Consider the following 23,545-nt stretch of genomic DNA (forward strand, 5'->3'; position numbering starts at 1 on the left):
GCTATGAACAGCAGATTGATCTCTCTCAGAGCGGTTCTCGCAACATTGCTTCCTAAGGGCATGTGGCGCGTGGCAGGGCGTCTGATATGCTCCGGTCAGCTACGCGAGACCCGCTTACTGACTATTGACCTTCTCGGCGAGTTGGCGTTGCTTCGCGATGGCAGGCACGCTGCCGCACGTCGTCGCAGCAAGCGCTGTCGGTCCGGCGCAGCTGCAACAGCTCGCCAATTTCCGCCAGCGTGAAGCCGCAGGCCTGGGCGTGCTGGATGAAGCGCACACGACGCACGGCGTCGGCTCCATAGAGCCGGTACCCAACTGCGGTCTTGCCGGCGGGAATCAACAGCCCCTCGCGCTCGTAGTAACGCAGTGCGTCGGGGCTGACATCACCTGCCCGTGCGAGCCTGCCGATGGTCAGCATCATGGCTGGCCGAGGCCGGCGGCGCGCAGACTGGCTTCATCGACGCCGCGTCCGGCGCAGCAGCTGGCGAGCTGGCCGTCGATTGCCACGGCTGGCACCGAGCGCACGCCGAGCGCCTTGGCGCGCTGCGCCACGGCGATATCGCGCATGTCGAGCACAACGACTTCGCACGACGGGCAAGCCAGGCTTTTTACGAGTGCTTCCACTTCGGCGCAGACGGGACAGCCGGCGCTGAAGACTTCGACTTTGCGTTTGGCAGTCATATACGGTCTCCTTTTCGGCAGCATGACGAGCGACACCGCATGAGCAAGAGCCCGTCATGATCTCAAGATAAACCTTGGACCTAACTCCAGAGTCAAGCGTCAATTTGTATCCAGCGACTCCCCTCTTCGTGGGAGATCAGCCGTGGATCGAGCGACCGTGCTGCGCCGCTCCCGCTGCAATGGGTGCCGAAAACGTCAATCACTGGGCTGGCAACCGTGCTCTTGTATGTTGATGCTCCAGTCGTAGGGAATAAACTCGACTTCCAACCACGGAGGAAGCGTCACGGGCGCATAACGGTTGATGTAGGCAAGCAAGGTCGGGCTTCGCGTCAGGAAGTCGTTCTCATAGAACTTGAGGATCGATGAGACTCGGACGGTGCCTCTTGCCGGATCGACCTGAAGGTTTCGCGGCTCGCTGAAGAAGCGCTGCGCGGCCATTTCCAGCTGCGCATCGAGGTGTTCGCCAGAGAATGGCTGGGTGGGTAATTGCGGACAGCCGATCACCATGCAGTTCAGCGCAAAATGGACGCGTTCATCCCCCAAGGGACGGATCACGGTGTTCTCATAGGTGTAGAGCGTCATTGCCTTTCCACCGATCACAAAGCGCCTGCCACCAAAGAATCGTAGCCGCGTCAGCCATCCCAACTCTTTGGGCATGCCGGAGGCGATGACGTTGTACATGGCGAGCGCATTGTAGGAATTGATGTGGTAGGCAAGCGCCGCGCCGCGCGTCGGGAATGCATCCCGCATGTTTTGCGGACTCACGCGCTCGACATAGTCGAGGTAGGCGAGCAAATCGGCTGGGTCCTTGGCGAGTCCGCAGAAGTCGACCTGCCCGTGATCATTCACATACTTTTGAAGCACGCGTGCCCAGTGCACACCGGCGCCAGGCATGTCGGCCTGCACGATGCCTGGACCCAAGGCAGCTGTCAGCGACATGCACATGGCTAGGAGTGATGCGCGAAGTATCCTGGGGAACATAGCCAATCTCGCCGGCAATCCTCTAAGCGCGTCGCGGCGACCGGTCGCGCGCGCGACCTTTCAATTGTCGGGGCTGGCAAGCGAGGCCGATGCTCGCGGCGGCCTCAGTTGTCTCGGTGCCTGTCAGCGGGTCCCAAAAGAGCGGCGATGCAGCCCGGTAGAATCGAATGGGCCGCAGAATGAACGCGTCACGCCTGGCGTTATGCAAGCACATGGACATGGGGCCGTCGGCGGTGATGACCTTGAACGCACAGGCTTCAATCCGGTCCGCTTCCAGCCTGGTCGCATCCATAAAATTATGGATGACAAACGAGAGGGTGTGCACATGCCCTCGACTCCTGATGAGATCATCCCTCATTGCCCAGGCTTTCCTGGTCAGCCACGACAAGACCGGCGCCCACAAGGTCGGGTGGGCGCATAGCCAAAGCGCCAGTCTCCGGGCGGTCTTGGTGGGGCGGGTCCGGTCCAACACCACGCCGGCGGTAGCTGCCTGGAAGGTGGCCACGACGTGCAAGTCGTCAAAGGCGTCGTAGAGATTGCCGTTCGCCGCCAAGCACATCCCATAGCGGCTACACGAAGGATGCCCGATCAGGGAGCCGGCAAACTGGAGCGCCGTTCCCGCTCCGCGCTCAATCTGAGCGGCTGTGGAATCGAGCGAAATGCCCCGCCGCCGCGCACCTTGCACGCCCCGGCCAATGTCGGCCTGCAACTGGAACGAGACCGTGCGGATCCGCCCGGCGCGCGCCCGGAAGAACGCGACGACGGCGGGAATCTCGTCGAAATTTCCATCGTGAACCGTGGTATTGAACATCACTGATAGTGGCAATCCCGCCGCGCGCTCCAGGTAGCGCTGACGTAGGGTATTCAACTGGGTTTCCGTCTGGTAACCCGGTCGCTGCTGCGTGGTATCGACATGGAAAGCGACGTCCGCCAGTCCGGCAGCAGCCAACTCGCCGAGCAGGGCGCGGGTCGCCCGAATGCCATTGGTCATCAGCGTGGCACGCATGCCCAACGCATGGATCCTGCGTACGATGGCGAGCAACTCGTCGCGCTTGCGCAGGGTGGGCTCGCCGCCCGTAACCTGGACGTCGGTGTTCCTCCCATAGGCGCGGAAGATGCTGTCAACTCTGGCCATTACCTCATCGAGGGGAATATCCTTCACCGCCTCCGAGTTCTCGGACAGGTAGCACAACGTGCAGTCCAGATTGCAGCGCTGCGTGATTTCCAGTGCGACACAGCCGATCGGCCATCGCTGCCCCATCTGCTGGTGCGGTTGCGCAAGCCCTTGCTTGGCCATGACGGCCCGCGCGCGCCACAGGGCGTCGGCTGGGGATCGTGGCCAGGCCTCTGGCGCACCAGCCTCGACTTCCTCGCTAGACATGAAACGCACGACTCGTCTCCTTTGGTGGCAATCCGCCCGTATTGGCCCGGACGCAGGCGCAGCGCTGCGCGCACCGGCGCAACTGGACTGGCTCTGGTCGCGCTATGCCCTCAAGAGTTGAAGCAGCGACCGCTTTTCCGCGGGGACTGCTCCCTCCGGGGTCAGTACCGCTTCGCTCAGGGCGTGGCGGCAGGGACAAGCGTCGTGGTCGGGCAATCCTGTCGACAGGATGTGGGCCAGGATCTGCCTGGCCTTGCCGACACTCTCCCCATAGCGGGCGATCACCGCCGCCACGGTGGCATGCTGCGCGGGATCCTCGAGCCAGCAGTCATAGTCGGTGACGATGCCCAGGGTGCAGTAGCAGATCTGGGCCTCGCGGGCGAGGAACACTTCCGGCACGTTAGTCATGCCCACGACATCGCAGGCCATCGCATCGCGCAGGAAATGGCTCTCGGCGCGAGTGCCCAGGCGCGGGCCGTCCACGCAGCCGTATGTCACCCTGGAATGCACGGGCAGTCGCAGCGCTCTCGCGGTCGCTTCGAGGGTCGAGGCGAGGCGGCTACAAGTGGGCTCGGCCGAAGAAATGTGCGCGACCAGCCCTTCCCCAAAGAAAGTCTTGGCTCGGTTGCCGCGCACCCAGTCCACATATTGGGTTGGGATGGTGAATTCGCCAGGCGTGATCGACTGCCGCAGGCTACCGACGGCGGACAGGCCGATGATCTGGCGTACCCCGAGTGCCTTCAGGGCGTAGATATTGGCACGGTAGTTGACCTCGTGGGGCAATAGTTCATGTTGTCGGCCATGCCGGGGCAGGAACATGACCTCCATGGCGCCGAGACGGCCATGGACCGCGGGCGCCGACGGCGCGCCGAATGGCGTGTCCACCAGGTGCTCCCCGATCACGCTGAGCCCGTCGATGGCATAGATTCCGGTTCCGCCAATGATCCCTAGCATGGTGACTACTCCTCGTCAGGACTCAAGTTCGGCGCTGCTGGCAGCAGCGCGATGGGGACGTGCCGCAGATCGGCTGGTTCGTCAATGTCCGGCAAGGCTGGCAGTTCTGCCCACTGCCAGCCAAGCTCAGTCAGGCGCTTGCGTGTTTCAGTCATGACGGTGGCAGTGCCCCAGCGTATTGCCGAGAACAGATGGCGATCCACGCGCCGCAGACCCAGCAGGACATAGCCGCCGTCGGTGGCGGGAACGAATACCGCATCATGGCCGGCGTTCAGGATTCGCGCCGCAGTGTTCAGTTGCGTTGGCGCCAGCGCCGGGCAGTCGGTGCCGATGATGAGCACGCTGCGGGCACGCGCCAAGGCCCGACGGGCGGCCGACGCCATTCTCTGGCCGAGGTCGCCGTCGCACTGGCGCGACAGCGTCGCATTGAATTCCCGCGCACAGGCCAGGAACGCCGGATGCTCCGTATCCGGCGTGCAGCAAAGCTCTACCGGGCCCAGTTCGGCCGCGCAGGCTGAGGCAAGCGTATGTCGCAGCAGGCGCTCGGCCAGCGCCGCCGCCCCATGGGCGCCCAGCGCGGGCATCAGCCGGGTCTTTGCGTACCCTGGCTCGGGCGCCTTGGCAAAGACAATCACTTTGCACGGGGAGGGGCGCATGGGTGCTCCTTGCTTTCATAACGTTGCGCCAGGGCGGCGGCGCTGCGCCCGAAGAAAAATTGCAGGCGCAGCCACCACATCAGCCATATCGTCCGCCAGAGTCCATGCTGCTCCCAGCGCCGCCCGGACGTGATCACGCGCTCAGGCAAGCATGCCGGGGGGCTGCGGCGCTTCAGGCGGGCCGACAGCACAATGTCCTCCATCAGCGGCAGATCCGGAAAGCCCCCGACGGCGAAGAAGGCCTCGCGGCGCACGAACATCGCCTGGTCCCCGGTGGCGATGCCGGTAAGCCGCGAGCGAAGGTTCATCGATGCCGCGACAACGGGCAAGAGCCACAGCCTTCCGGCGATATGGATGTCGAACCGGCCCCACGCCCGTTGGCCAGCTTGCAGGGCGGCGCAGACAGCCAGGTCGGCCTCGGCCGGCAAGCGCGTATCGGCATGGAGGAAAATCAGCAGTTCCCCACGGGCTGCAGCGGCGCCGGCATTCATCTGGCGTGCCCGCCCGCGGGCGGTGATGACGACTCGATCAGCCAGGGGTTGCGCCAGGCCAGCCGTGCCGTCCGCGCTGCCAGCGTCTGCCACGACGATTTCCACGCCCTTTCGGCGCAGCGGTTGCAGCGCGGTAAGCGCTGCTTCGATCTGCGTCGCTTCGTTCCAGGTCGGGACCACGATTGACAGGCGCATCAGCGTTCTCCCCGGAAACGGCCACTTGCCTGAATGCGTCGCACGGCCGCTCGCGCGGCAAGTGGCAGCAGCCCAATCAGCGCGAACGAGCCGAGCAGCGCCGGCGACAAGATATCGGCAACGTCGCTGACGCGAGCCAATTGGGTGCCGGCGTTCACATAGACCACCGTACCGGCGAACATGCCGACTTGGCTGACCCAGATGAATGTGCTGGTCTTCATCGGTGTCAGCCCCATGGCCAGGTTGATCGCGAAGAACGGAATCAATGGAACCAGCCTGAGCGCGAATAGATAGAACGCCCCGTCTTTCGCGAGACCGGCATGGATGGCTGGAAGCCGATCGGCGAAGCGGCGTTGTACCGCGTCGCGGAATACGTGGCGCGAGGCGAGAAAGGCCAGGGTGGCACCAATGGTCGAGGCGAACGACACGAGCAAGATGCCGCCCCACAGACCGAAGATTGCGCCGCCCGCCAGCGTCATGATCGCGGCACCGGGCAGGGAGAGCGCGGTGACAGCGACATAGAGCAGGAAATAGCCCCACATCGCCACAACTGGATGCTCCGCATAGTACGCCTGCCATGCCGCCTGCGCTGCTTTCAGGTGGGCCAGATTCAGGTCACGCCCGAGATCGAGGCCAAAATAGGCCGCGAACAGCATGAGGATTGCCACCACGACCAGGACGCGGATGCGGTTGGCTTTCTGGGCTGCGGTTCCCGACAATCTCATCATTCCGGCTCCCCCCGCATTGCCGCGACGCCACCGCGCCGCCAGGCGTGAAGACGTGCAAGCCATCCCAGCAGTCGTTGCGACGTGTGTGCCTGTCTCCAAGCGCCAGCAGTGTACTTGTTGGCCTCGGCCAGTGTCGGATAGGTGTGGACCGTGGCGAGAATCTTGTTGAGTCCCAGGCCATGCTTCATCGCCAGCACAAACTCCGCCAGCAGGTCTGCGGCATGGTCCCCGACGATGGTCACCCCGAGGATCCTGTCCCGGCCCGGTACGGTCAGAACCTTGACGAAGCCATAAGCGCGCTCGTCCGTGATGGCGCGATCCAGCTCACTAAGATCATAGCGAGTCACCTCATAGGGAACGCCGTGCTCCGCGCAGTCCTGCTCGCTCCGACCCACACGGGCCACCTCCGGATCCGTAAAGGTGCACCACGGCATCACTGTGTAGTCGGCCTTGAAGCGCTTCAAGCCGCTGAACAGCGCGTTGACCGCCGCGAACCAGGCTTGATGGGCTGCGGCATGGGTGAACTGATACGGCCCGGCGACATCGCCACAGGCGTAAATATTCGGGTAGAGCGTCTGCAGGTAGGCATTGGTCTCGATGGTGCGGGCCGGCGTCAGCGGGATACCCAGCGCCTCCAGGCCATACCCCGCTGTGCGCGGGCGACGCCCGACTGCGCACAGCAGTGCATCAAACTCCAGGACCGTTTCCTGCTCGCCGCCGCTGACGATCAACCGCTTCTGGTCGCCGGCTTGCTCGCAGCGCACCGCGCGGTGGCCGGCCAGAACCCGCACGCCGTCCGCCGCCAGCGCCGCGGCGATCCGTGCGGAGGCCTCTGGGTCCTCACGGACGAGAAGTCGCGGCGACCGCTGCACCACCGTGACTTCCGCCCCGAAGCGGGCGAACGCTTGCGCCAGCTCGCAGCCGGCCGGGCCACCACCCAGCACAATCAGCCGTCGCGGCAGCGCCCGGAGGGACCAGATTGTCTCGGTGGTGTAATAGCCGACCGTTTCCAGGCCCGGGATTGGCGGCACTTGCGGTTCCGCCCCGGCCGCGATGACGATGGCACGGGTCGCGAGCGTACGGCCGTTGACCGCGACCGTCCAGGGCGAGGTAATGAGGGCTCGCCCCTGGATGACTTCCACGCCGAGCCCGGCATACCGCTCGGCCGAATCGTGCGGCGCGACCGTTGCAATCACCCGATGCACCCGCGCCATCACCTCGGCAAAGTCGAAGCTGATCTCGGCCTTGGCGATGCCCAATGCCGCGGCGCGCTTCGCCTGCTTGAGGAAGTTTGCCGAACGCAGCAGGGCTTTGGAAGGTACGCAACCGGAATTCAGGCAATCGCCACCCATCTTGCCGCTTTCAATCAATGTGACTTTCGCTTGAAGCACCGCCGCGAGGTAAGCGGTAACGAGACCGCCAGCACCCGCGCCGATGACGACGAGATTACGGTCAAACTTCCCGGGCTTGGGCCAGCGGGCGTAGACGCGATGCTTCGCCGCGGCTGCTGCCACGTTCCTCACCATCTTCAGGGGCTGGTTGAGCCGCATCGCAAATCTCACGGGCACCGGTTCATGCGGCCAGTGCGCCACCGCAACTGCTGCCCTGCCCCGCGGTACAGCCGTAGCAATGGTCGGCCACGACAATGGGCTGACCGTCCAATTCGGCGCTCAGCAGATCGCGCAGGTGAGCGCGAGACGAAGCGCCGAGCTTCAACGGCAGGCCCAGCATCTGGTTGAAATCGCAGTCGTGGAGGTAGCCTTGCCAGTCAACGCTGACAAGGCTGCGGCACATCAGCCCGTCCAGATTGGCGGCGCTGAAATTGTCCTTCAGCAGGCGCATGTAGTCCGCGAACTGTCCCTTCGAGACCAAGGTGCTGCCGAAACGCTGGATCGGCATGTTCGCGAGCGCAAAGAGCTGGTCAAAGACGATGCCAAAATGGGCGTACAGCTCGCGCTTATAGGCCGCAGCGAGTGTCTGCTGATTGGGCGGCAGAACCGGGCCTTGCGGGTTGTACACGAGGTGCAGCGCGAGCCCGGTGCCAGGCTGGCCGTACCCGAGCCCGTTCAGACGGCGTAACGCCGCTATGCTCTTCTCAAACGTGCCAGCGCCTCGCTGGCGGTCGACGTTGTCCGCCGAATAGCATGGGAGGGAAGCCACAACTTCCACACGCTGAGCGGCAAGAAAGTCCGCGAGATCTTCCTGACCCGGCTCGAACAGGATGGTGAGATTGCAGCGGTCGATGACGCGCACATCAAGCGCGCGCGCGCCGGCCACGAAGCGGCGGAAGTGCGGATTGAGTTCCGGGGCGCCGCCGGTGAGATCGAGGGTTGGGAGCCTGCGGGCGCGCAGCACTTCCAGCGCCAGATCGACGGTGGCACCATCCATCATTTCCACGCGGTTCGGCCCGGCGTTCACGTGGCAATGCACGCAAGTCTGGTTACAGCGATAGCCCAGATTGACTTGCAGCGTTTCCAATGTCTTGCGCCGTATTGGCGGGAAGTCAGTTTTGCGCAATAACGGGAAGGTGGCATGCATGGATCTTCTCCGCGAGTTCGTTACCTGGCGATCTTTTGCGGCGCTTGCCCGGCCACATCGCCGGGCGCTCCTGGCGGCATCCGGCAGAACCCCTGGGCCGGAACTTGCAGCGCCGCGTTGAACTTGCTCGACAAATTCTGGAAGGCGATCAGCGCGGTGAGTTCGATGATGGCGTCGTCGCTGAAATGCGTTTTGAGTTCATTCATCTGGGCTGCGTCCACGCGGCGGCCGGTGATGGTGACGGCCTCGGCGTAGCGCAGGGCCGCTTTCTCACGGGCACTGTAGCGCGGGGAGCAGTCGAAGTCGGCCAGCTCCGACAGTTTTGCCGCATCCACGCTGCGCTCCAGCGCCGTTGCGGAATTAAGATCGACGCAGAATTCGCACCAGTTGATTTGCGAGACCCGTACCGTGATCAACGAGCGCAGTGCGGGCTCGATCGGTGAAGACGCCCGGTCGAGCGCGCGATAGAGCCCCGTCAGCGCGAGAAAAACGCCTGGGGTGCGGCCCCACAACCTGGCCGGCTCGAGTTCGGCGCCATATTTCCGGCGCTGCAGCCAGAAGACCAGGCGCACGTACCACGGATACTTCAGTTCAGCTGGCGTCGAGATCATGGACATCGCACAAGCCCCCCTGCGTCAGCAGCATCCCGCCCCGGGATTGCAGCAAGTGGCGCCCTGGTTGGTAGGGAGATGAACCGCGCGCTTGCTTTCCGATGCGGGCCGGCGAGTGCCAGGCGGCGCGCAATATGGTTCTCCGGCCTGCTCGCCCACTGGTTCGATGCCAATGAAATGCGCCCGGTAGTCGCCCTGCATGAGGAGCTGATAGGTGCGCTCACACACCGCCATACGCTCGCTGCGGGGAAACCGGTGACCCTCGTCGTCGGTCACCGAGGCGAAGGGACCGCGGTAGATCACCGCATGCCCCTTGTCGATACACGGTTGGCCCGACGGCTTCTGCGCGACCAGGGTCACCGCGCGGAACTCGATGCAATGCACCACCTGCCACGGCGCAGACGACCATGCGTCGATCCCCACGGCCACAAAGCCTGCCTGCGCAAACGCTTGCAGGAATGCGGTTTCGGTGAACGCGCCGGAGATGCAGCCGCTCCATAGCTGCGGATCGGCCTTCAGTGCCGCGGGCACCGGCTCATCGGCGACGATATCGGAAATCGCCGCCCGCCCATGGGGCCTGAGCACCCGGAAGATCTCCCGCACCACCGCCTCCTTCTCGTGCTCGTCCACCAGATTCAGGACGCAGTTCGAGATCACCAGGTCGACCGAGGCGTCAGGCACCAGCGGCGCCTGACGCTTCTGTTCGGCTTGCCACGCTTGCAGCGCCACGAGTCCGCGCGCGTCGTGGACCGGGTGACGGGTGAGCCAGGTCTCCATGGCCGCGACATCCAACGCCAAGTCCTGGATGTTTCCCTTGAGGAAACGTACCCTGTCGCCACCGAGCAGCTGTGCCATGTGCGGCTGGTACTTGCGGGCCAGCGCCAGCATGTCATCGTTCATATCCACGCCAATCACCTGGCCCTGCGCACCGACGATCTGCGCGGCGAGGTAGCAGATCTTGCCTCCGCCCGAGCCGAGATCGAGCACGGTGTCGCCGGGACGAACGTGGCGCGAGGGATCCCCGCAACCGTAATCCTTGTCGAGGATCTCGGGCGGAATTGCCGCCAGATAGCGGGGATCGTAGCTGACCGGACAACATAGCTGGGGCTCAGTAGCCCGGGCACCGCAGCTATAGCGCTCGTAAACCGCCTCTTGCATCGACATGGCCGTTTCCTCTTGAAGTTGCCCGCGTTGGGCCCATTGCTATGCTCGCCGTTGCCTGGCAAGCCCTACATTAGTCGCGACAGCGCCACGGCGCCTGCCGAAATCGCGCCGGACACGGGAAAAGTGACCAGCCAGCCGAAAAGCACGCCTTTGAGTGCGTCTACCCCCGCAGGCTGCTGACCGGCGTTCCAGCGGACACCCATCAGGGCGCCGGTGCTGACATGGGTGGTGGACACCGGCAGGCCGAGAGGCGAAGCCAGCAGGACCAGCGACGACGTGCACACGTTGGCGACCAGCCCCGTGTAGGCGTCGAGCGGCGCCACCCGATGCGCGAGCACGTTGAGCACCTTGCGTCCGCCCCATAGTCCGCCCAGGCCCATGGCCACGGTCACGGCCATGATCGACCCGGCTGCGCCCGCGAACGGCAAGCCGGGCTGCGACTCCGGCGACAGGGCCAGTCCCATGATCAGTATGGCCGCGATCTTGGGCACATCATTGAGCGCCCGGGCAAAGCTGGTCGCCGCTGCGCTCATCCAGTGCAAGGCCGCCCACAGCCTGCGTACGCGCGCTGGCGTGGGGCGGCTTGCAGGCGCGGCGCAACGAAAGGGATCGGCCCGCCACTCGCCTTCGCTGCAGCAACCCGCTTGCCGGATCGGTACCTGCCGAGCCAGGCGGCTGGCAAGCCACAGCACACCGCTGCATAGCAACATGGCGATCAGCGGGCTGAGCAGCAACGGCAGCGCGGCCTTGCCCAGGATCGAGCGCGCCAGCAGGCCCTGCGGGCCGGTGGTGGCCAGGGTCGCGCCGACCAGCCCGCCGAGCAATGCATGCGTGGTCGATACCGGCAAGCCAAAGCGGGTGGCGCCCAGCACCCAGGCCACCGCGCCACACAATGCAGCGAGCAGGAAGCCAAGGCTCAGAGGCATCTCGGGCCTGACCAGCCCGCTGCTGAACGTGCGGACCATGGCAGCGCCCAGCACGACAGCGGCCAGCCCGCCCAGCACCGTCCATGCCGTGCCCCACCAGAGCGCGCGGCGGGCCTGCGCGACGCCTGCGCCGACCAGGCTGGCAATGCCCTTCGAAACGTCGTTCGCGCCGTTTGCCCACGCCAGCAGGAGCACAACGGCCGCAATGAGTGTGATTGTCATCGCGCACCCCAATTCACATCAGGCCCTGCCTGGTCTGACAGCCGCAGCCGAGGCGCAGCGTGTCAGTCCGCGCCAAGGAGACGCCTGCGAATCAGCCAGTCGAGCGACAGCTTCCCCGGGCCGCGTGCCAACAGGACCAGCAGCATCGCTGCCCACTGAATATGCGTCGGCCACGCCTGGGGGTAGACGAACACCTGGATCACCGTCGTCATCCCGAGCAGAACCAGTGCCACGGGGCGGGTCGCCAGGCCCAGCACGAGCAGGACTGGCGCAGTCAACTCGATCGACACGGCCACGTAGGCGGCCGGCTCGGCCGGGATCAGCGGGACGTTGTAGTCTTCCCGGAACAGATAGAGGGCCGACTCCCAGTTGGCGAGCTTGGCCATCGCCGAGTTCCAGAAGACCGTGGCGACAGCAAGTCGCAGCGGGACGGCGAGGACCGTGTGCGGAACGCGATCCAGCCAGGCCAGCACGCGCCGCGCGCGCTCGGTGAGCGTCACGGATGAATGGGTGGAATGTGTGAGGTTGCTCATGAGGTACGGTCCATGGTTAGTCGAATGGCTCGCCGCTCGGGCCGGTGTCGGTAAAGCAGCCCGAGGCCAGCAGCGTGGCAAGCCAGGCATGCGTTTCGGACGAAGGGGCCTCCTCCAGCGCGGCGTGCAACGGACGCCCGGCGAACAGGGCTGCCGCGAAGCGCCATTGCCACGCGCTCAGGCGGGTGACTTCGACGCCGGACGGGATCCGGTGGATGAGCAGCCAGGCCGGGCCGGCGTTCAGGTCGATGCCCGCCAGCGCGCCATCGTCACCGCCTAGCACGGCCCGCCAGACCGCGTCGATCGGGAAGTCGGATTGCAACAGTTGCACGGAAGGATGCGGTGCGAAGCACACCTCCCCCCGTTCGGCTTCCCCCTGTTGCGCGAGGCGAGCCAGGTCGAGCGGCTTCGCGTCGGGCGCGTGCAGCGCAGTACTGACCGCCCATTCGAGCCGGGCGGTGTCCGGGAGATAGGGCAGCGAGGCCACCTCCGGCAGCGCCGCCAGGAATTCCGGAAAGGTCGCGCCATAGCCATCCAGCCACGCGCTTCCTGGCGGCGAGGCTTCCATGAACAGCCTGGCCGCGCCTTCGAAGCACTCGGGGCCGACCAGGGCGTGGATGGCCGGATAGGACAGGCGCAGCGCCGTCACCAGTGTGCCAATGGCGGTGTTCCGGTAGATGCCGAGCCGCGCCTGCGCCGCCAGTCCGTCTTCAACAATGAGAGCGAGCAGGTCGCCGTCGGCCTCTCGCAGCAGGCCCTGGCCGATGGCGCGCTGCAATTCAAGCAGCGTCGGGGGATGCGATTGCATGCTGTTGCCTCTCCAGAGCCGCGTCGGCGATGGCCGCCTCTTCCAGCAGGAGCTCAAGCGCGGGCACATCGGTGTCCCATTCGATCAGCGTCGGTATGGGTCCGAAGCGTTGGAGCGCTGCCTGGTACAAGGCCCACACCGCGGGCGCCACGCGCGAGCCGTGATCGTCGATGCGCAGGGTTCGCCCCTGCTCAAGGTGCCGCACGCTGTGGCCGGCCAGATGAATCTCGCCGATCACCGCCGGCGGCAGCGCGTCCAGGTAGGTGAGAGCATCCCACCCGTGGTTGCTGGCGCTGACATAGATATTGTTGACGTCGCACAGGATGCCGCACCCGGTGCGGCGCGCGACCTCGGCCAGGAACTCCCACTCGGGAATGGTCGAGTGAGAAAAGCATAAGTAGGTCGACGGGTTCTCGACCAGGATGCGGCGCTTCAGATAGGTCTGGGTCTGCTCGACGTGCCGGCACACGATGGCCAGCGCTTCCTCGGTCATCGGCAGCGGCAACAGGTCGGCAAGATAGGTGCCGCCGGCCACGCTCCAGGACAGATGCTCAGAGACCAATCCCGGCTCGATCCGCGCCACCACCTCGCGCACGCGCGCCAGGTGGGCCATATCCAGCCCTTCGGCACTACCCAGCGACAGGCCGACGCCGTGCAGCGAGATCGGGTAATCGCGTCGAATGGCGTCCAGGTAACCAGGAGCGCCGCCGCCGCCCATATAGTTCTCGGTATGCACCTCAAACCAGGCGGCCGCGGGACGCTCGGCCGCCACGGCCTGATGGTGCCGGAAGCGCAACCCGACCCCGGCTCGCGCCGGGATGGGGCCGGGCCCGCGTTGCAGGGCAACAGACGCGGTCGCCATCGATTGCCTCGGTCAGGCAGCCTTGAGCTTGCCGCCCTGGATCTTGCCGCAGTCGCCGGCCGGCAGCAGCACGAACGATTTCGTATCGCGCGCCTGGGTTGCTTGTCCTGCGCACGAGTGCGCGCCTTCCGCGCAGTCGTTCTTGGCCACGGCATTGATGCCGTAGCACTTCTCCAGCTTGCCCTTTTCCATCTTCGCCATATTGTCCTTGACGATCTGCGGCATTTCCTTGGCGGGCTGGGCTTGTGCCGGCGCCGCCGTTATGGCGAGGGCGAGCCCGAGTGCGGACGTCAAAGTCGAGGCGGCCAACAAATGCTTGCTCATCATGCGCTCTCCTGAAAAGTTGCGGCCCGAATCTGGCACCGTGTCAGGAGATTCGGTCAGGCGCGACTAAAGGTTACGTCTCCCTGCAAGATTTTTTTGCGCGACAAACGGTTCCCCATGACGCAGAATTCATCCATGTCTTCCCCAGCGCACCGTCATGACGGCAGACCGAGCTTCGTGAGCGATACCCAGAAGTCGGCCGATGCTGACCGCCCTGCCGAGCCAGCCACCCGCCGGCCAGACGGCACGGTGGACTGGTCAATGGCGATGGCCCGCGCCCAACGGGGCGACCGCGAGGCCTACCGGCGCTTGCTCGAAGCCATCACCCCCTATGTGCGGGCGCTGGTGGCTCGCCAGGTCCGCAACCGCGGCGACATCGAAGACACGGTACAGGACGTGCTGCTGACGGTACATGCTGTGCGCCACACCTATGATCCGGCACGTCCGTTCGGTCCCTGGCTGGTTGCCATCGCCAATCGGCGCATTGTCGACGGCCTGCGCCGGCGGGGACGCATCGGCTCGCATGAAACAGAGCTCGATCCGGAGCAGGAAACCTTTTGGCCCTCTGCAGCGAATTTACAAGAAGAGACAGTGGACGCGCGCGCGGTGCAGGATGCCATCGAGCGGCTGCCGGCCGGACAGCGCGAGGCGCTGCGGATGCTCAAGCTGGAGGAGATGTCGCTGAAAGAGGCCGCTGCCGCCAGCGGGGTTTCAGTGGGCGCGCTAAAGGTTGCCACGCATCGTGCGCTGAAATCGCTGCGCAAGTTATTCGAATCGCAAGGTAGAAATTCGTGAGACCCACGTCCAATCTGATCGACTCGCTGGTGGCCGACGCGGCGCCGGTGCGGCGCTTGCGCCCGCCGATGGTACGGGCGGCAGGGTGGCTGCTGCTGGCCGTCTTGATCCTGGTGCTGGCCGCGTCCCATCATGGTGTGCGACCGGACCTGGCGACAAAGCTGGCGCAGCCCGTCTTTGTCACCGGCGTGGCGGCGGCGCTGCTGACCGGCGTGCTGGCTGCCGTGGCGGCGTTCATGGCCAGCGTCCCCGGCCGCTCACGGCGGTGGCTGCTGCTGCCAGCGCCGGCGCTTGTGGCCTGGTTCGCCACGGTCGGCTACGGTTGCCTGACCAATTGGGTCCAGATCGGGCCGACCGGCATCTCGCTCGGCGAGACGGCCAGCTGCTTCGCGACGCTGATGATGGTCGGTGTGCCGCTGTCGTTCGCCCTGCTGATCATGCTGCGCCATGTGGCGCGGATTTACCCCGCACCCGTGGCGATGTGCGCCAGCCTCGCGGTGGCCGCCATGACGGCCACCGCGCTGTCCATCCTTCACCCGCTCGACGCCACGGCCATGATTCTGATGTGGAACTTCGGCGTCGCGCTGCTGTTCGTGGGCCTCGGCGGACGGTATGGAGATCGGCTGTTCCATTGGGTGGCGCCGCGCTGACGCGGCAGCAGGCGCGGGGTCGCCCGGATGCCTCCGAAGTAAGCGGAGCCATAAAGGCGACCTTGATATGAGCCATGATATGGGTAGCCAGTACTTGGCATTCCCGGCTAGTACCCAGGGGCGTAGGTATCCTCGTAGCCGGCCACAGTTGCGCTTACAGCGCACCCTGATACCAAAATTAAAGCAACCATCGCTGCGGCGCGAATCGTGCTCATGGCTTACCTTCTACCACTTCAAATCATCACACGGTCGTGGGGCGCCTGACCGCGGCTTGGCCATTGCACGCTCTTCCGCCCCAGCCCACCGCAAGTTTTCCCGGCGCCGAATGCCTGCGCCTCGCCCATATTAGTGCCCGCGCCGATGGGCGTTCAATGCGCTGTCGAGTCGGATCACCTCATTGCCCTTCATGGTGATCTTGGTGCCGTCTTTCGCCTCCAGCACCTGTCCTTCCTTCACGCTCACAGCACGGCCGAACGGGTTCTCTACCCCCATCCTCCCATCCTTGAACACGTGAACGGTTGAGCCGTCCCTGAGCGCATAGGACTTCACGATGTCACTCATATCGGCCGCGATTGCGGACAACGACACGACGGTGGTCAGCGCGGCGAATGCAAGCTCGTTGTACATCACATGCTCCTTCGGCAGGCAAAATTTAGTCCGAAGCGAGTGCCCGGAGACACTCGGCTCCGACAACTAGACACGCGGCCGGGCCGCGCGTGGCAGTTCAGACGCGATATCCGTAAAGTGTGCCGTCGCCGGTACGCGCGTTGTCGAGCGCGTCGGCCACAAGTTCCGGCGCCAGCGCCCGCGTGCCGTCCGTGTAGGGGTCAAACCTGCCGCTCTTGGCACCATCTGTAAACGGATCGCGCTTGTCACCAACCCTTGCACCGTCCGAATAGACGTCGAACTTCCCTGCCTTGCTGCCATCGGTGTATGGATCGCGCGGCCCCGTGATGTTGGCGCCATCGGTGTACACATCGCGCGCAGTGGCCGCATACGCTACCGCTGTGCCCAGCGCAGCGGTGGTGGCCACGACGATAGCCAATAGTCGCTTGCTCATTTTCGCGCCTCCTTTCATGAAGGATCCGGCTCTCAACCTGGGAATCCGGTAGTAGAAGATTCGCCGGCAGGCCCAAAAAGGTTACCGGCCCATGGCCGCAACAGACTGCAGGGACGGCAGGTGTAGTGCGATTCTGGGATGATCGGTCCAGAAAGGAGTCCCGCATGGCCCGTTCAATTGAATTTGACAAATCCGAGGCACTGTCGGCGGCGATCGAAGCGATCTGGCACCGCGGCTATCATGCCGTGTCGACCAGCGACCTGACGCCTGAAAAGGGGCTTGCGATGTCTTCCCTGTACAACACTTTCGGCAACAAGCGGGAAGTCTTTGCGTTGATGGTCAATTCACGTGGGCGCCCGACCGACCAGGACGTGCAGGCGATGTGAGGCCGCAACAGTCGGTTCGGCCAAGCAGGTAGCCGCACTTGCGGATTCCGCTTCAGTGGGAACTCTCCAGCCTTATTTGGAGGACGGATGTCCACAATTCCTCTGGACTTCGTCGATGCCACCGCATAGGTGCCGGGTAGATTATTCGCCCTTCGCCAAGGCTCGTCGACAGTCCGCAGGCTAGCTTGAGGATGGTCAGCAGCTTGCCCGTCCGGCAATGGAGGATGGTCAACCAAGAGTGCCGTTCCTCGTCGCACTTCTCGATGCGCCACTCTGACCGCCAGTGGAGGGTGCGGACGGTTCCGTGCCGGAAACCGCTGGCTTTTCCGTCATGCGACGCGAATACCTGTAACCTTTTTGCGACTGCCGGCGAACCTTCAGATCAGAGGCTTCGTCCGCGAAGGCCGTTTCCCCCAGGAAATGCCTCTGCTTGGATGGCAGGAGGTCGATGGCGCAAGGGCTGGCGACATGCCTGCCCCGTTCACCGACAGTGCGCACAGTTAAGGCGTTGGCGCAGCGTTTGCTTGATCAGGACGGTCAGCCAACCTGCAGCGCATGCGGCAGGGGGTCGTTTAAACTGACATCGCCGGTTCCGCTCGTGCTGGAGCGGAACCATAGGCCATTTTGCCTTTACAGTAATTTCCTCCTCTACAGGAGAACCGCATGAAAGCTCTGCATTGGTTGCTTCCGGCCATGCTGCTGTCGCTTGCAATGCCCCTGCAGGCCGCCGATGGCTTAGTCACCGTTCCAAGTCCGTTGGCGCCGAGGGCGACCATGGACAAGCTTGAAGCGGTGGTAAAGGAGCGGGGCCTGACCGTGTTTGCGCGCATCGACCATGCCGCTGGGGCGGCAAAAATCGGTAAGTCGCTGCGACCGACCGAATTGCTGATTTTCGGCAATGCGCAGGGCGGCACGCCTCTGATGGAGTGTGCGCAGTCGATCGGCATTGATCTGCCCCTGAAGGCGCTCGTATGGACGGGCGCGGACGGGCGGACATGGGTCAGCTACAACGATCCGGTATTTCTGGCCCAACGGCACGGTGTGCCCGAGTGCCCAGCGGCAGGCAAATTACGCCAGGCCCTTTCAGGTCTGATTGGCGCGGCAGTGGCGCCGTAGAAGAGCGTCTGCCTTGGATCTCGTGGGCTGAACCGATGAGATCGGTCAAGGACCAACCCACAGTCAATGTGGCCGTCGTGGCCGGCGCTTCGGCAGGCAATCGAGACACGAGGGTGTCGAGCCTTTGTGATTCCGGTGGACGTGGCCGATGCCGACGCCGTGGAGGCAGCTGCCGCGCGCATTGAGAACGAGTTGGGCCCGATCGATGTATGAACAACTGGTTCCTGTTTCATGCGCTGAAGCGATGCGGCTACGAGGACCATGCGAAAAACTTGCGTCGGTCGCTGTGCTGCGCCATCGAACGAAGCGGATTCCGCGAGTACTACAACCCATTCAGTGGCGAAGGCTACGGCGCACGGAAGTTCACGTGGTCCGGCCTGGTGATCGATATGGTGTGATACCCGAATGGCGTCGAGCCGCATGCTGACTGCCCATGCCAGAACAGTTCAATCCAGCCCGTTCATTGGCCCGCGGAGAAACATTCCTCACTCTGCTGCAATCTTCTCCCTTAGCTGCCACTCGGCCATGGCCGAGTGGCAGCATCGCCTACCGCGGGACAGAGAACATAGTCGTCTTTCAAGCCAAGAAAGCGTCTTTAAGCAGACATCTGCTATCGCCATCCGCGAAAGCAGGAGGTCGTCTGACATCGAGATCGGTATGGTCCAACTAGAACGAAAACATGACCGTACGAGGAGGTGAGCCTATGTCAATCAAAGCCGTTCAGGCCGTACTGACTGAAGAATCACGTTGGGCCGTAGAAACCGACGACCCCAGCAGGACACTTGGAAGCGACCTGATGAGGTCGCATCATTAGGAGGGCGCTATGGAACTTCATATGCATTCACACCACTTTACGCGGCGGATGCCGGATTGGCGTGCCGCCGCTATCGCCGGCGTAGTCGCCGGGGTGGTCTTTCTGGTAGTCGAACTGGGCGCGCTGTGGCTGATAGGTGAGAGCCCCTTGGGACCGCCGCGGATGATCGCCGCAATCGTGATGGGCCCCGATGTCCTGTCACAGGCCGCGACCGGCGCTAGCGTCATGCTTGCAGCGCTGGCCGTGCATTTTGCACTGTCCGTCGCGCTTGGCCTGATCATGGCCATGATCATGGCACCGTTCAGCCTTGATTCGAGCGTCGGCATGGCATCGCTCGCAGGCGCGGTGCTCGGCGTCGCCGTATACTGGATTAACTTCTATGGCATGACTCAGTTTTTCCCTTGGTTTGCCGAAGCGCGCGGCGCCTTGAGCTTTCTGGCACACGTGGTGTTTGGCCTAGTCGCCGCCGACGCCTATCTGAAACTCGAGAGAAAGATCGACAGCAAGATCGATAGCCCAGACGGAGCAGGCGCCACCGGCTGATCTGTATCCGCTAATTCCGCTTGACATGGCCGCCGCTTCCAACGGATGGATGCCGGCGGTTTTGCACGGTTCGCCTGGTAGGCGTGCACACGGCATTAGGAACAACGCCTACCGCGCCGGCTCGCACGTGACCAGTGTGAAGTTCCCTGATTTGGGAAACAGTTTGTAAATGCCTTCCGCGGTCAGTTGCTTGAAGCGTACGGTGACTCTAAGTTGTTGGAGCTCGGAGGAATGCACTCGTGGTCCGGCGCGACATGACAGTGCCTGGAGCGGCCGCCGCGTAGCCCACTTTGCAGGATGGCTTTGGTCCCCGAGTCTCGTCTTGCGGCATGACTCACCGAACGGAGAGGCGCCAGCTCATCGGCCTCTGTTGCCTCTCCGTCGGTACCGCCGAGTCAAGCCCCGTCCCCCCGATCCGATCCTGCGCAGCAACAAAGCTGGGCGGCGGCATTTCGTCAAAATAGGACAGCGATGCCTCATTTTCAAGCGCGCGCTGCACGGCGCTATCCGCGACGCAAGACGGAAGATGCAAGGCAATCCACGGCGCCACGCGCGGGTGGAGGGCGATCGGCCGAAGGCTGTCTTAAAAAATTCATGTCACGCCTTGATAATTCGTATAGGGCCGTATTGAATGAATTCTCCCCGCGCGCGCGGTACGCGCCGGGTGGCCAAGGACCTTGCAGAGGAGCGCGTACTTCGCCGTATGGACCAAGTGCCGGCGCGAGGACAGTAATTGGCGCTTCCCAGCAAACCAAGACGACGCAGGAGACGAACGTGCTGAGTCCTCATGAAATCGCCGCACTCATTCTGGTCAAGGAAGCCCCGAACCCGGAGGACCTGGACCCTGTGGCTATTGACACGCTGCTCGCGCATCAATTTGTCACGCTGGAAAACCGACCTTCCGGTCAGGCGTGTCCCCGCCTCACCCCGCGCGGCGATTCCCTGCTGAAAGCCGTCGGGCGGTTCCGCTAAGGCGCTGGCCCGCCCACAACATTACCTTCCCGCCCGTGGCGATTCGGTTTTGCCGCAGTCCTGCACAGGCTGCGCGCTTCGGCTCGTCCGGGGGGGCGGGCGAGGCGTGCGGCCTCTCCCACAATCCTGTCGCGCCATTGTGGCGGCCCGATGCCGCCACAATGGCCGGCGAGCCCAACCTCAGGAGTTCATCATGCCTACGTTGCCCACCGAACAGCTTTCGGCCCTGCAAACCGCTAACGTCGAGCTGCTGTTTGGTTTGACGAACAAGACCATCACCGCCTTCGAGAAGCTGGTTGAACTGAATCTGCAGACGATAAAAGCGACCGTGGCGGAAACCCAGGACAACATCCAGAAAGCATTCGCCGCCAAAGACATACAGGAGCTGCTGGCGCTGCAAGCCAGCCTATGGCAGCCAGCGACCGAGAAGGCACAGGCGTACCGCCGTCAATGGATTGAGATCACTTCCGCCACACGAGCCGAGTTCGCGAAAGTCGCCGAAGCGCAATATGAAGCGAACAAGCGCAAGATGCAGGACGTCATCGACAACGCGACGAAGAGCGCCCCAGCCGGCTCCGAGGCCGCCGTGGCCGCTTGGCAATCGGCGGTGAGCGCCACCACCACGCTGTGCGACACCATGCAGCAAACGACTAAGCAAGCGATCGAAGTCGCCGAAAGCAATTTGGACATCGCCGCCGCCGCGGCATCGAATGCTGCGCGGCAAGCCACCGCGCAGGCTGCGCGCGGCGGCAAGCGATAGTGCGCGATGGTAGCGGCAATGTCGCCTTGGCGGCATTGCCGAACGTGACCAGCCGCTGCTCGCATCATGTGCGAACCTTGAATGCCCGCCTGGCCGCCGCCAGGAACACGAAGAACAGCGCCGACAGCGCGACCGCCGACAGCCCTCGGTGGTTGACGATAGACGTGCCAGCGGCCGTTCCGCCGAGCGCAAGCTCAAGCAGCGGCAAATGGCAGGGGCAGGTCAGCACGGCGAGCGTTGCCCACAGGTAGCCAGTGACGGATTTGTTGGAGCGGCAATGGTCGGTGCCGCTCATGGCGATGCCTCCAGGTGTGCATCTGCCTCGCGCCGATCTGGGGCGAGTACCCGCAACTGCGCCTCCACCTCAAGCTGTGCGTGGCGTCGCTTCGCAAGCGCTCGGCGCATCGCGTCGGCTTGTTCGCTGACGAAGGCGGCATCGCAGGCATCCAGCGCGCGGCACAGCCGAACCAGGACATCGAGCGTAATGCCAGCCTCGAACGCCGCCCGGACAAAGCACAGCCGCTGCAGCGCCGACCCATCGAAGATGCCGTAGCCACTCCTGGTGCGCACCGCCGGCGATACCAGGGCGCGCAGCACCTAGTCACGCACGATATGGACGCTGATGCCAGCGTCATGGGCCAGGCCGGTAATCGTATAGGCGCTCGCCGCTCCTCCCCTTCCCCCTTACCCGGCGCAGCAGGACAGCTGTCTGACGTCCCTGGTAAAGGTCTGCGCCGCGAGCTTGATCCCTTCGACCATCGTCAGGTATGGGAACAACTGGTCGGCCAGTTCCTGCACGGTCATCCGCGCCCGGATCGCCAGCACCGCGGTCTGAATTAACTCACCCGCTTCCGGCGCCACCGCCTGCACCCCGATCAGCCGGCCACTGCCGGCCTCGGCCACCAGCTTGAGGAAGCCGCGGGTGTCGAAGTTGGCGAGGGCGCGTGGCACGTTGTCCAGCGTGAGCAGTCGGCTGTCGGTTTCGATGCTGTCGTGGTGCGCGTCCGCCTCGCTATAGCCCACAGTGGCGACCTGTGGGTCGGTGAACACCACGGATGGCACCGCACTCAGATCGAGGGTCGCATCACCGCCGGTCATGTTGATAGCCGCACGCGTGCCGGCCGCCGCTGCCACATAGACGAACTGCGGCTGGTCGGTGCAGTCACCCGCCGCATAGATGTGCGGGCTGCTCGTGCGCATGGCCGGGTCGATCAGGATGGCGCCCTGCGCGTTGAGGGCGACACCGGTCGTTTCCAAGCCGAGGCCGCGCGTATTGGGGGTGCGGCCGGTGGCGATCAGCAGTTGGGCGGCGCGCAGCTCGCCGTGCCCGGCTGTGAGCGCGAATTCTCCGTCCTTGTAGGCAATGCGGCTGGCCTGGGTATGCTCCAGCACCTCGATGCCTTCGGCGCGGAACGCTGCCGCGAGCGCTGCCCCAATGGCCGGGTCCTCGCGGAAGAATAGGGTGCTGCGCGCCAGGATTGTCACTTGGCTGCCCAAGCGGGCGAAGGCCTGCGCCAGCTCCACGGCGACCACCGACGACCCGATCACGGCCAGGCGCGCGGGAATCGTCTCGCTCGCCAACGCCTCGTTCGAGGTCCAATAGGGCGTTTCTTTCAGGCCGGGAATCGGCGGAATTGCCGCGCTGGCGCCGGTGGCGATCAGGCAGCGGTCAAACGCCACTTCGCGCTCGCCACCTTCGGCCAGGCGCACGCTCAGGGTGTGCTCGTTCTGAAAGCGGGCCTCGCCGCGCAGCACCGTGATACTCGGGGTGCTTGCCAGGATGCCTTCGTACTTGGCGTGGCGCAGTTCATCGACGCGCCCCTGCTGCTGGGCGAGTAGGTATTCGCGCAGGATCGTCGGCGGCGTAGCCTGGATGCCACCGTCGAACGGGCTTTCCCGGCGCAGGTGGGCGATGTGGGCGGCGCGGATCATGATCTTGGACGGCACGCAACCGACATTGACGCAGGTGCCGCCGATGGTGCCGCGCTCGACAAGGGTCACCTGCGCGCCTTGCTCGACAGCCTTGAGCGCCGCCGCCATCGCGGCCGCGCCGCTGCCGATGACAGCGATGCGCAGGCGGCCGGCTTCGTCCTCGCTTTTGTCGGCGCCACTCAGCCAGCCTGGCGCCCTGTCGAGCAGCCCGCCGCGTGCTTCCGCGGGCGAGGCCTCGGCGAGCATGGCCCGGTAGCCGAGTCCGGTCACGGCAGCGGTCAGCGCGTCCGGCGACGTGCCGGGCGCGGTCGCGAGCTGGGCCGTCCCCTTCGGGTAGGACACAACCGCCGAGCGCACGCCCGGCACTTTCTCCAGGGCTTCCCTGACGCGCGTGGCGCATGATTCACAGGTCATTCCAGTGATCTTCAAGTGGGTCATGCCACAGTTCCTTGGGTCATTCCG

Annotated in this window: 29 protein-coding genes and 1 pseudogene; 8 read left to right on the forward strand and 22 right to left on the reverse strand. The window is 64.4% G+C overall.

What is annotated here, in order from left to right:
• Positions 1-121: 121 nt before the first annotated feature.
• The 17 genes from ACIP1U_RS12745 to ACIP1U_RS12825 form a co-directional block, all read right to left on the reverse strand.
• A complete protein-coding gene (locus tag ACIP1U_RS12745; RefSeq protein ID WP_400315170.1) occupies positions 122-421 on the reverse strand; it encodes a MerR family transcriptional regulator in 300 nt (99 codons plus the stop codon).
• A complete protein-coding gene (locus ACIP1U_RS12750; RefSeq protein WP_400315172.1) occupies positions 418-681 on the reverse strand; it encodes a thioredoxin family protein in 264 nt (87 codons plus the stop codon). The genes ACIP1U_RS12745 and ACIP1U_RS12750 overlap by 4 nt, the downstream gene beginning before the upstream one ends.
• Positions 682-876: 195 nt before the next feature.
• Positions 877-1,620 carry a DUF547 domain-containing protein gene (locus ACIP1U_RS12755; protein WP_400315174.1) on the reverse strand — a complete coding sequence of 248 codons (744 nt, stop codon included), beginning with the start codon at positions 1,618-1,620 and terminating at the stop codon, positions 877-879.
• A gap of 64 nt (positions 1,621-1,684) precedes the next feature.
• Positions 1,685-3,043 carry a radical SAM protein gene (locus tag ACIP1U_RS12760; protein WP_400315450.1) on the reverse strand — a complete coding sequence of 453 codons (1,359 nt, stop codon included), beginning with the start codon at positions 3,041-3,043 and terminating at the stop codon, positions 1,685-1,687.
• Positions 3,044-3,145: 102 nt separating this feature from the next.
• Positions 3,146-3,997 carry an S-methyl-5'-thioadenosine phosphorylase gene (gene mtnP / locus ACIP1U_RS12765; protein ID WP_400315177.1) on the reverse strand — a complete coding sequence of 284 codons (852 nt, stop codon included), beginning with the start codon at positions 3,995-3,997 and terminating at the stop codon, positions 3,146-3,148.
• Between the two features lie 5 nt (positions 3,998-4,002).
• Positions 4,003-4,581 carry a TIGR04282 family arsenosugar biosynthesis glycosyltransferase gene (locus tag ACIP1U_RS12770; protein WP_400315179.1) on the reverse strand — a complete coding sequence of 193 codons (579 nt, stop codon included), beginning with the start codon at positions 4,579-4,581 and terminating at the stop codon, positions 4,003-4,005.
• A 47-nt stretch (positions 4,582-4,628) separates the two neighbouring features.
• Positions 4,629-5,339 carry a TIGR04283 family arsenosugar biosynthesis glycosyltransferase gene (locus ACIP1U_RS12775; RefSeq protein ID WP_400315181.1) on the reverse strand — a complete coding sequence of 237 codons (711 nt, stop codon included), beginning with the start codon at positions 5,337-5,339 and terminating at the stop codon, positions 4,629-4,631.
• A complete protein-coding gene (locus ACIP1U_RS12780; protein ID WP_400315183.1) occupies positions 5,339-6,067 on the reverse strand; it encodes a TVP38/TMEM64 family protein in 729 nt (242 codons plus the stop codon). Before ACIP1U_RS12780 ends, ACIP1U_RS12775 begins: the two co-directional genes overlap by 1 nt.
• Complete coding sequence (locus tag ACIP1U_RS12785; RefSeq protein ID WP_400315184.1) at positions 6,064-7,617, reverse strand: dihydrolipoyl dehydrogenase family protein; 1,554 nt, start codon at positions 7,615-7,617, stop codon at positions 6,064-6,066. The genes ACIP1U_RS12780 and ACIP1U_RS12785 overlap by 4 nt, the downstream gene beginning before the upstream one ends.
• 22 nt (positions 7,618-7,639) lie before the next feature.
• Positions 7,640-8,605, reverse strand: coding sequence for an arsenosugar biosynthesis radical SAM (seleno)protein ArsS (gene arsS, locus ACIP1U_RS12790; protein ID WP_400315187.1), 966 nt, complete (start codon positions 8,603-8,605; stop codon positions 7,640-7,642).
• Between the two features lie 20 nt (positions 8,606-8,625).
• Positions 8,626-9,222 carry a carboxymuconolactone decarboxylase family protein gene (locus tag ACIP1U_RS12795; protein WP_400315190.1) on the reverse strand — a complete coding sequence of 199 codons (597 nt, stop codon included), beginning with the start codon at positions 9,220-9,222 and terminating at the stop codon, positions 8,626-8,628.
• Positions 9,223-9,240: 18 nt separating this feature from the next.
• The gene (locus tag ACIP1U_RS12800) at positions 9,241-10,380 is read right to left on the reverse strand and encodes a methyltransferase domain-containing protein (protein WP_400315192.1); all 1,140 of its coding nucleotides are present in this window, start codon (positions 10,378-10,380) and stop codon (positions 9,241-9,243) included.
• 65 nt (positions 10,381-10,445) lie between these two features.
• Complete coding sequence (locus ACIP1U_RS12805) at positions 10,446-11,528, reverse strand: anion permease (protein WP_400315194.1); 1,083 nt, start codon at positions 11,526-11,528, stop codon at positions 10,446-10,448.
• Positions 11,529-11,590: 62 nt separating this feature from the next.
• Complete coding sequence (locus ACIP1U_RS12810; RefSeq protein ID WP_400315196.1) at positions 11,591-12,061, reverse strand: DoxX family protein; 471 nt, start codon at positions 12,059-12,061, stop codon at positions 11,591-11,593.
• 16 nt (positions 12,062-12,077) lie between these two features.
• On the reverse strand, positions 12,078-12,869 hold the full coding sequence (locus tag ACIP1U_RS12815; protein ID WP_400315199.1) for a putative DNA-binding domain-containing protein: 792 nt from the start codon (positions 12,867-12,869) through the stop codon (positions 12,078-12,080).
• Complete coding sequence (locus tag ACIP1U_RS12820) at positions 12,841-13,731, reverse strand: DUF692 domain-containing protein (RefSeq protein ID WP_400315202.1); 891 nt, start codon at positions 13,729-13,731, stop codon at positions 12,841-12,843. The genes ACIP1U_RS12815 and ACIP1U_RS12820 overlap by 29 nt, the downstream gene beginning before the upstream one ends.
• Before the next feature lie 12 nt (positions 13,732-13,743).
• Complete coding sequence (locus ACIP1U_RS12825; protein WP_400315452.1) at positions 13,744-14,055, reverse strand: DUF2282 domain-containing protein; 312 nt, start codon at positions 14,053-14,055, stop codon at positions 13,744-13,746.
• A 177-nt stretch (positions 14,056-14,232) separates the two neighbouring features.
• Here ACIP1U_RS12825 and ACIP1U_RS12830 point away from each other — a divergent pair, with 177 nt between their 5' ends.
• Together ACIP1U_RS12830 and ACIP1U_RS12835 are read left to right on the forward strand one after the other, a co-directional pair.
• On the forward strand, positions 14,233-14,850 hold the full coding sequence (locus ACIP1U_RS12830) for a sigma-70 family RNA polymerase sigma factor (protein ID WP_400315205.1): 618 nt from the start codon (positions 14,233-14,235) through the stop codon (positions 14,848-14,850).
• Positions 14,847-15,500, forward strand: a complete 654-nt coding sequence (locus ACIP1U_RS12835) for an NrsF family protein (protein ID WP_400315207.1) — start codon at positions 14,847-14,849, stop codon at positions 15,498-15,500. Before ACIP1U_RS12830 ends, ACIP1U_RS12835 begins: the two co-directional genes overlap by 4 nt.
• A 345-nt stretch (positions 15,501-15,845) precedes the next feature.
• Here the strand turns inward: ACIP1U_RS12835 and copK are convergent, their stop codons facing one another.
• Both copK and ACIP1U_RS12845 read right to left on the reverse strand, forming a co-directional pair.
• The gene (gene copK / locus ACIP1U_RS12840; RefSeq protein WP_400315210.1) at positions 15,846-16,127 is read right to left on the reverse strand and encodes a periplasmic Cu(I)/Cu(II)-binding protein CopK; all 282 of its coding nucleotides are present in this window, start codon (positions 16,125-16,127) and stop codon (positions 15,846-15,848) included.
• A gap of 97 nt (positions 16,128-16,224) precedes the next feature.
• Positions 16,225-16,560, reverse strand: coding sequence for a hypothetical protein (locus ACIP1U_RS12845; protein ID WP_400315213.1), 336 nt, complete (start codon positions 16,558-16,560; stop codon positions 16,225-16,227).
• Between the two features lie 164 nt (positions 16,561-16,724).
• On the opposite strand from ACIP1U_RS12845, the gene ACIP1U_RS12850 reads away from it, so the two are divergent.
• From ACIP1U_RS12850 to phaP, 6 genes are all read left to right on the forward strand, one after another.
• The gene (locus ACIP1U_RS12850; protein WP_400315215.1) at positions 16,725-16,946 is read left to right on the forward strand and encodes a helix-turn-helix domain-containing protein; all 222 of its coding nucleotides are present in this window, start codon (positions 16,725-16,727) and stop codon (positions 16,944-16,946) included.
• Positions 16,947-17,609: 663 nt separating this feature from the next.
• Complete coding sequence (locus tag ACIP1U_RS12855; protein WP_400315218.1) at positions 17,610-18,062, forward strand: DUF302 domain-containing protein; 453 nt, start codon at positions 17,610-17,612, stop codon at positions 18,060-18,062.
• A 209-nt stretch (positions 18,063-18,271) separates the two neighbouring features.
• A complete protein-coding gene (locus ACIP1U_RS12860) occupies positions 18,272-18,460 on the forward strand; it encodes an MGH1-like glycoside hydrolase domain-containing protein (protein WP_400315221.1) in 189 nt (62 codons plus the stop codon).
• Positions 18,461-18,885: 425 nt separating this feature from the next.
• A complete protein-coding gene (locus tag ACIP1U_RS12865) occupies positions 18,886-19,419 on the forward strand; it encodes a hypothetical protein (protein WP_400315223.1) in 534 nt (177 codons plus the stop codon).
• A gap of 774 nt (positions 19,420-20,193) precedes the next feature.
• Positions 20,194-20,391, forward strand: a complete 198-nt coding sequence (locus ACIP1U_RS12870) for a hypothetical protein (protein ID WP_400315226.1) — start codon at positions 20,194-20,196, stop codon at positions 20,389-20,391.
• A 193-nt stretch (positions 20,392-20,584) separates the two neighbouring features.
• Positions 20,585-21,151, forward strand: a complete 567-nt coding sequence (gene phaP / locus ACIP1U_RS12875) for a TIGR01841 family phasin (protein WP_400315228.1) — start codon at positions 20,585-20,587, stop codon at positions 21,149-21,151.
• Positions 21,152-21,215: 64 nt separating this feature from the next.
• Here the strand turns inward: phaP and merE are convergent, their stop codons facing one another.
• The 3 genes and pseudogenes from merE to merA form a co-directional block, all read right to left on the reverse strand.
• A complete protein-coding gene (gene merE, locus ACIP1U_RS12880; RefSeq protein ID WP_400315231.1) occupies positions 21,216-21,446 on the reverse strand; it encodes a broad-spectrum mercury transporter MerE in 231 nt (76 codons plus the stop codon).
• Positions 21,443-21,802: pseudogene (merD, locus tag ACIP1U_RS12885) on the reverse strand (mercuric resistance transcriptional repressor MerD). Before merD ends, merE begins: the two are co-directional and overlap by 4 nt.
• A gap of 33 nt (positions 21,803-21,835) precedes the next feature.
• Positions 21,836-23,521 (reverse strand): mercury(II) reductase, encoded by a 1,686-nt coding sequence (gene merA / locus ACIP1U_RS12890; protein WP_400315233.1) that lies wholly within the window; start codon positions 23,519-23,521, stop codon positions 21,836-21,838.
• Between the last annotated feature and the right edge of the window lie 24 nt (positions 23,522-23,545).

Origin of the sequence: Cupriavidus sp. NPDC089707, assembly GCF_044748965.1 — a bacterium.
GTDB lineage: Bacteria > Pseudomonadota > Gammaproteobacteria > Burkholderiales > Burkholderiaceae > Cupriavidus.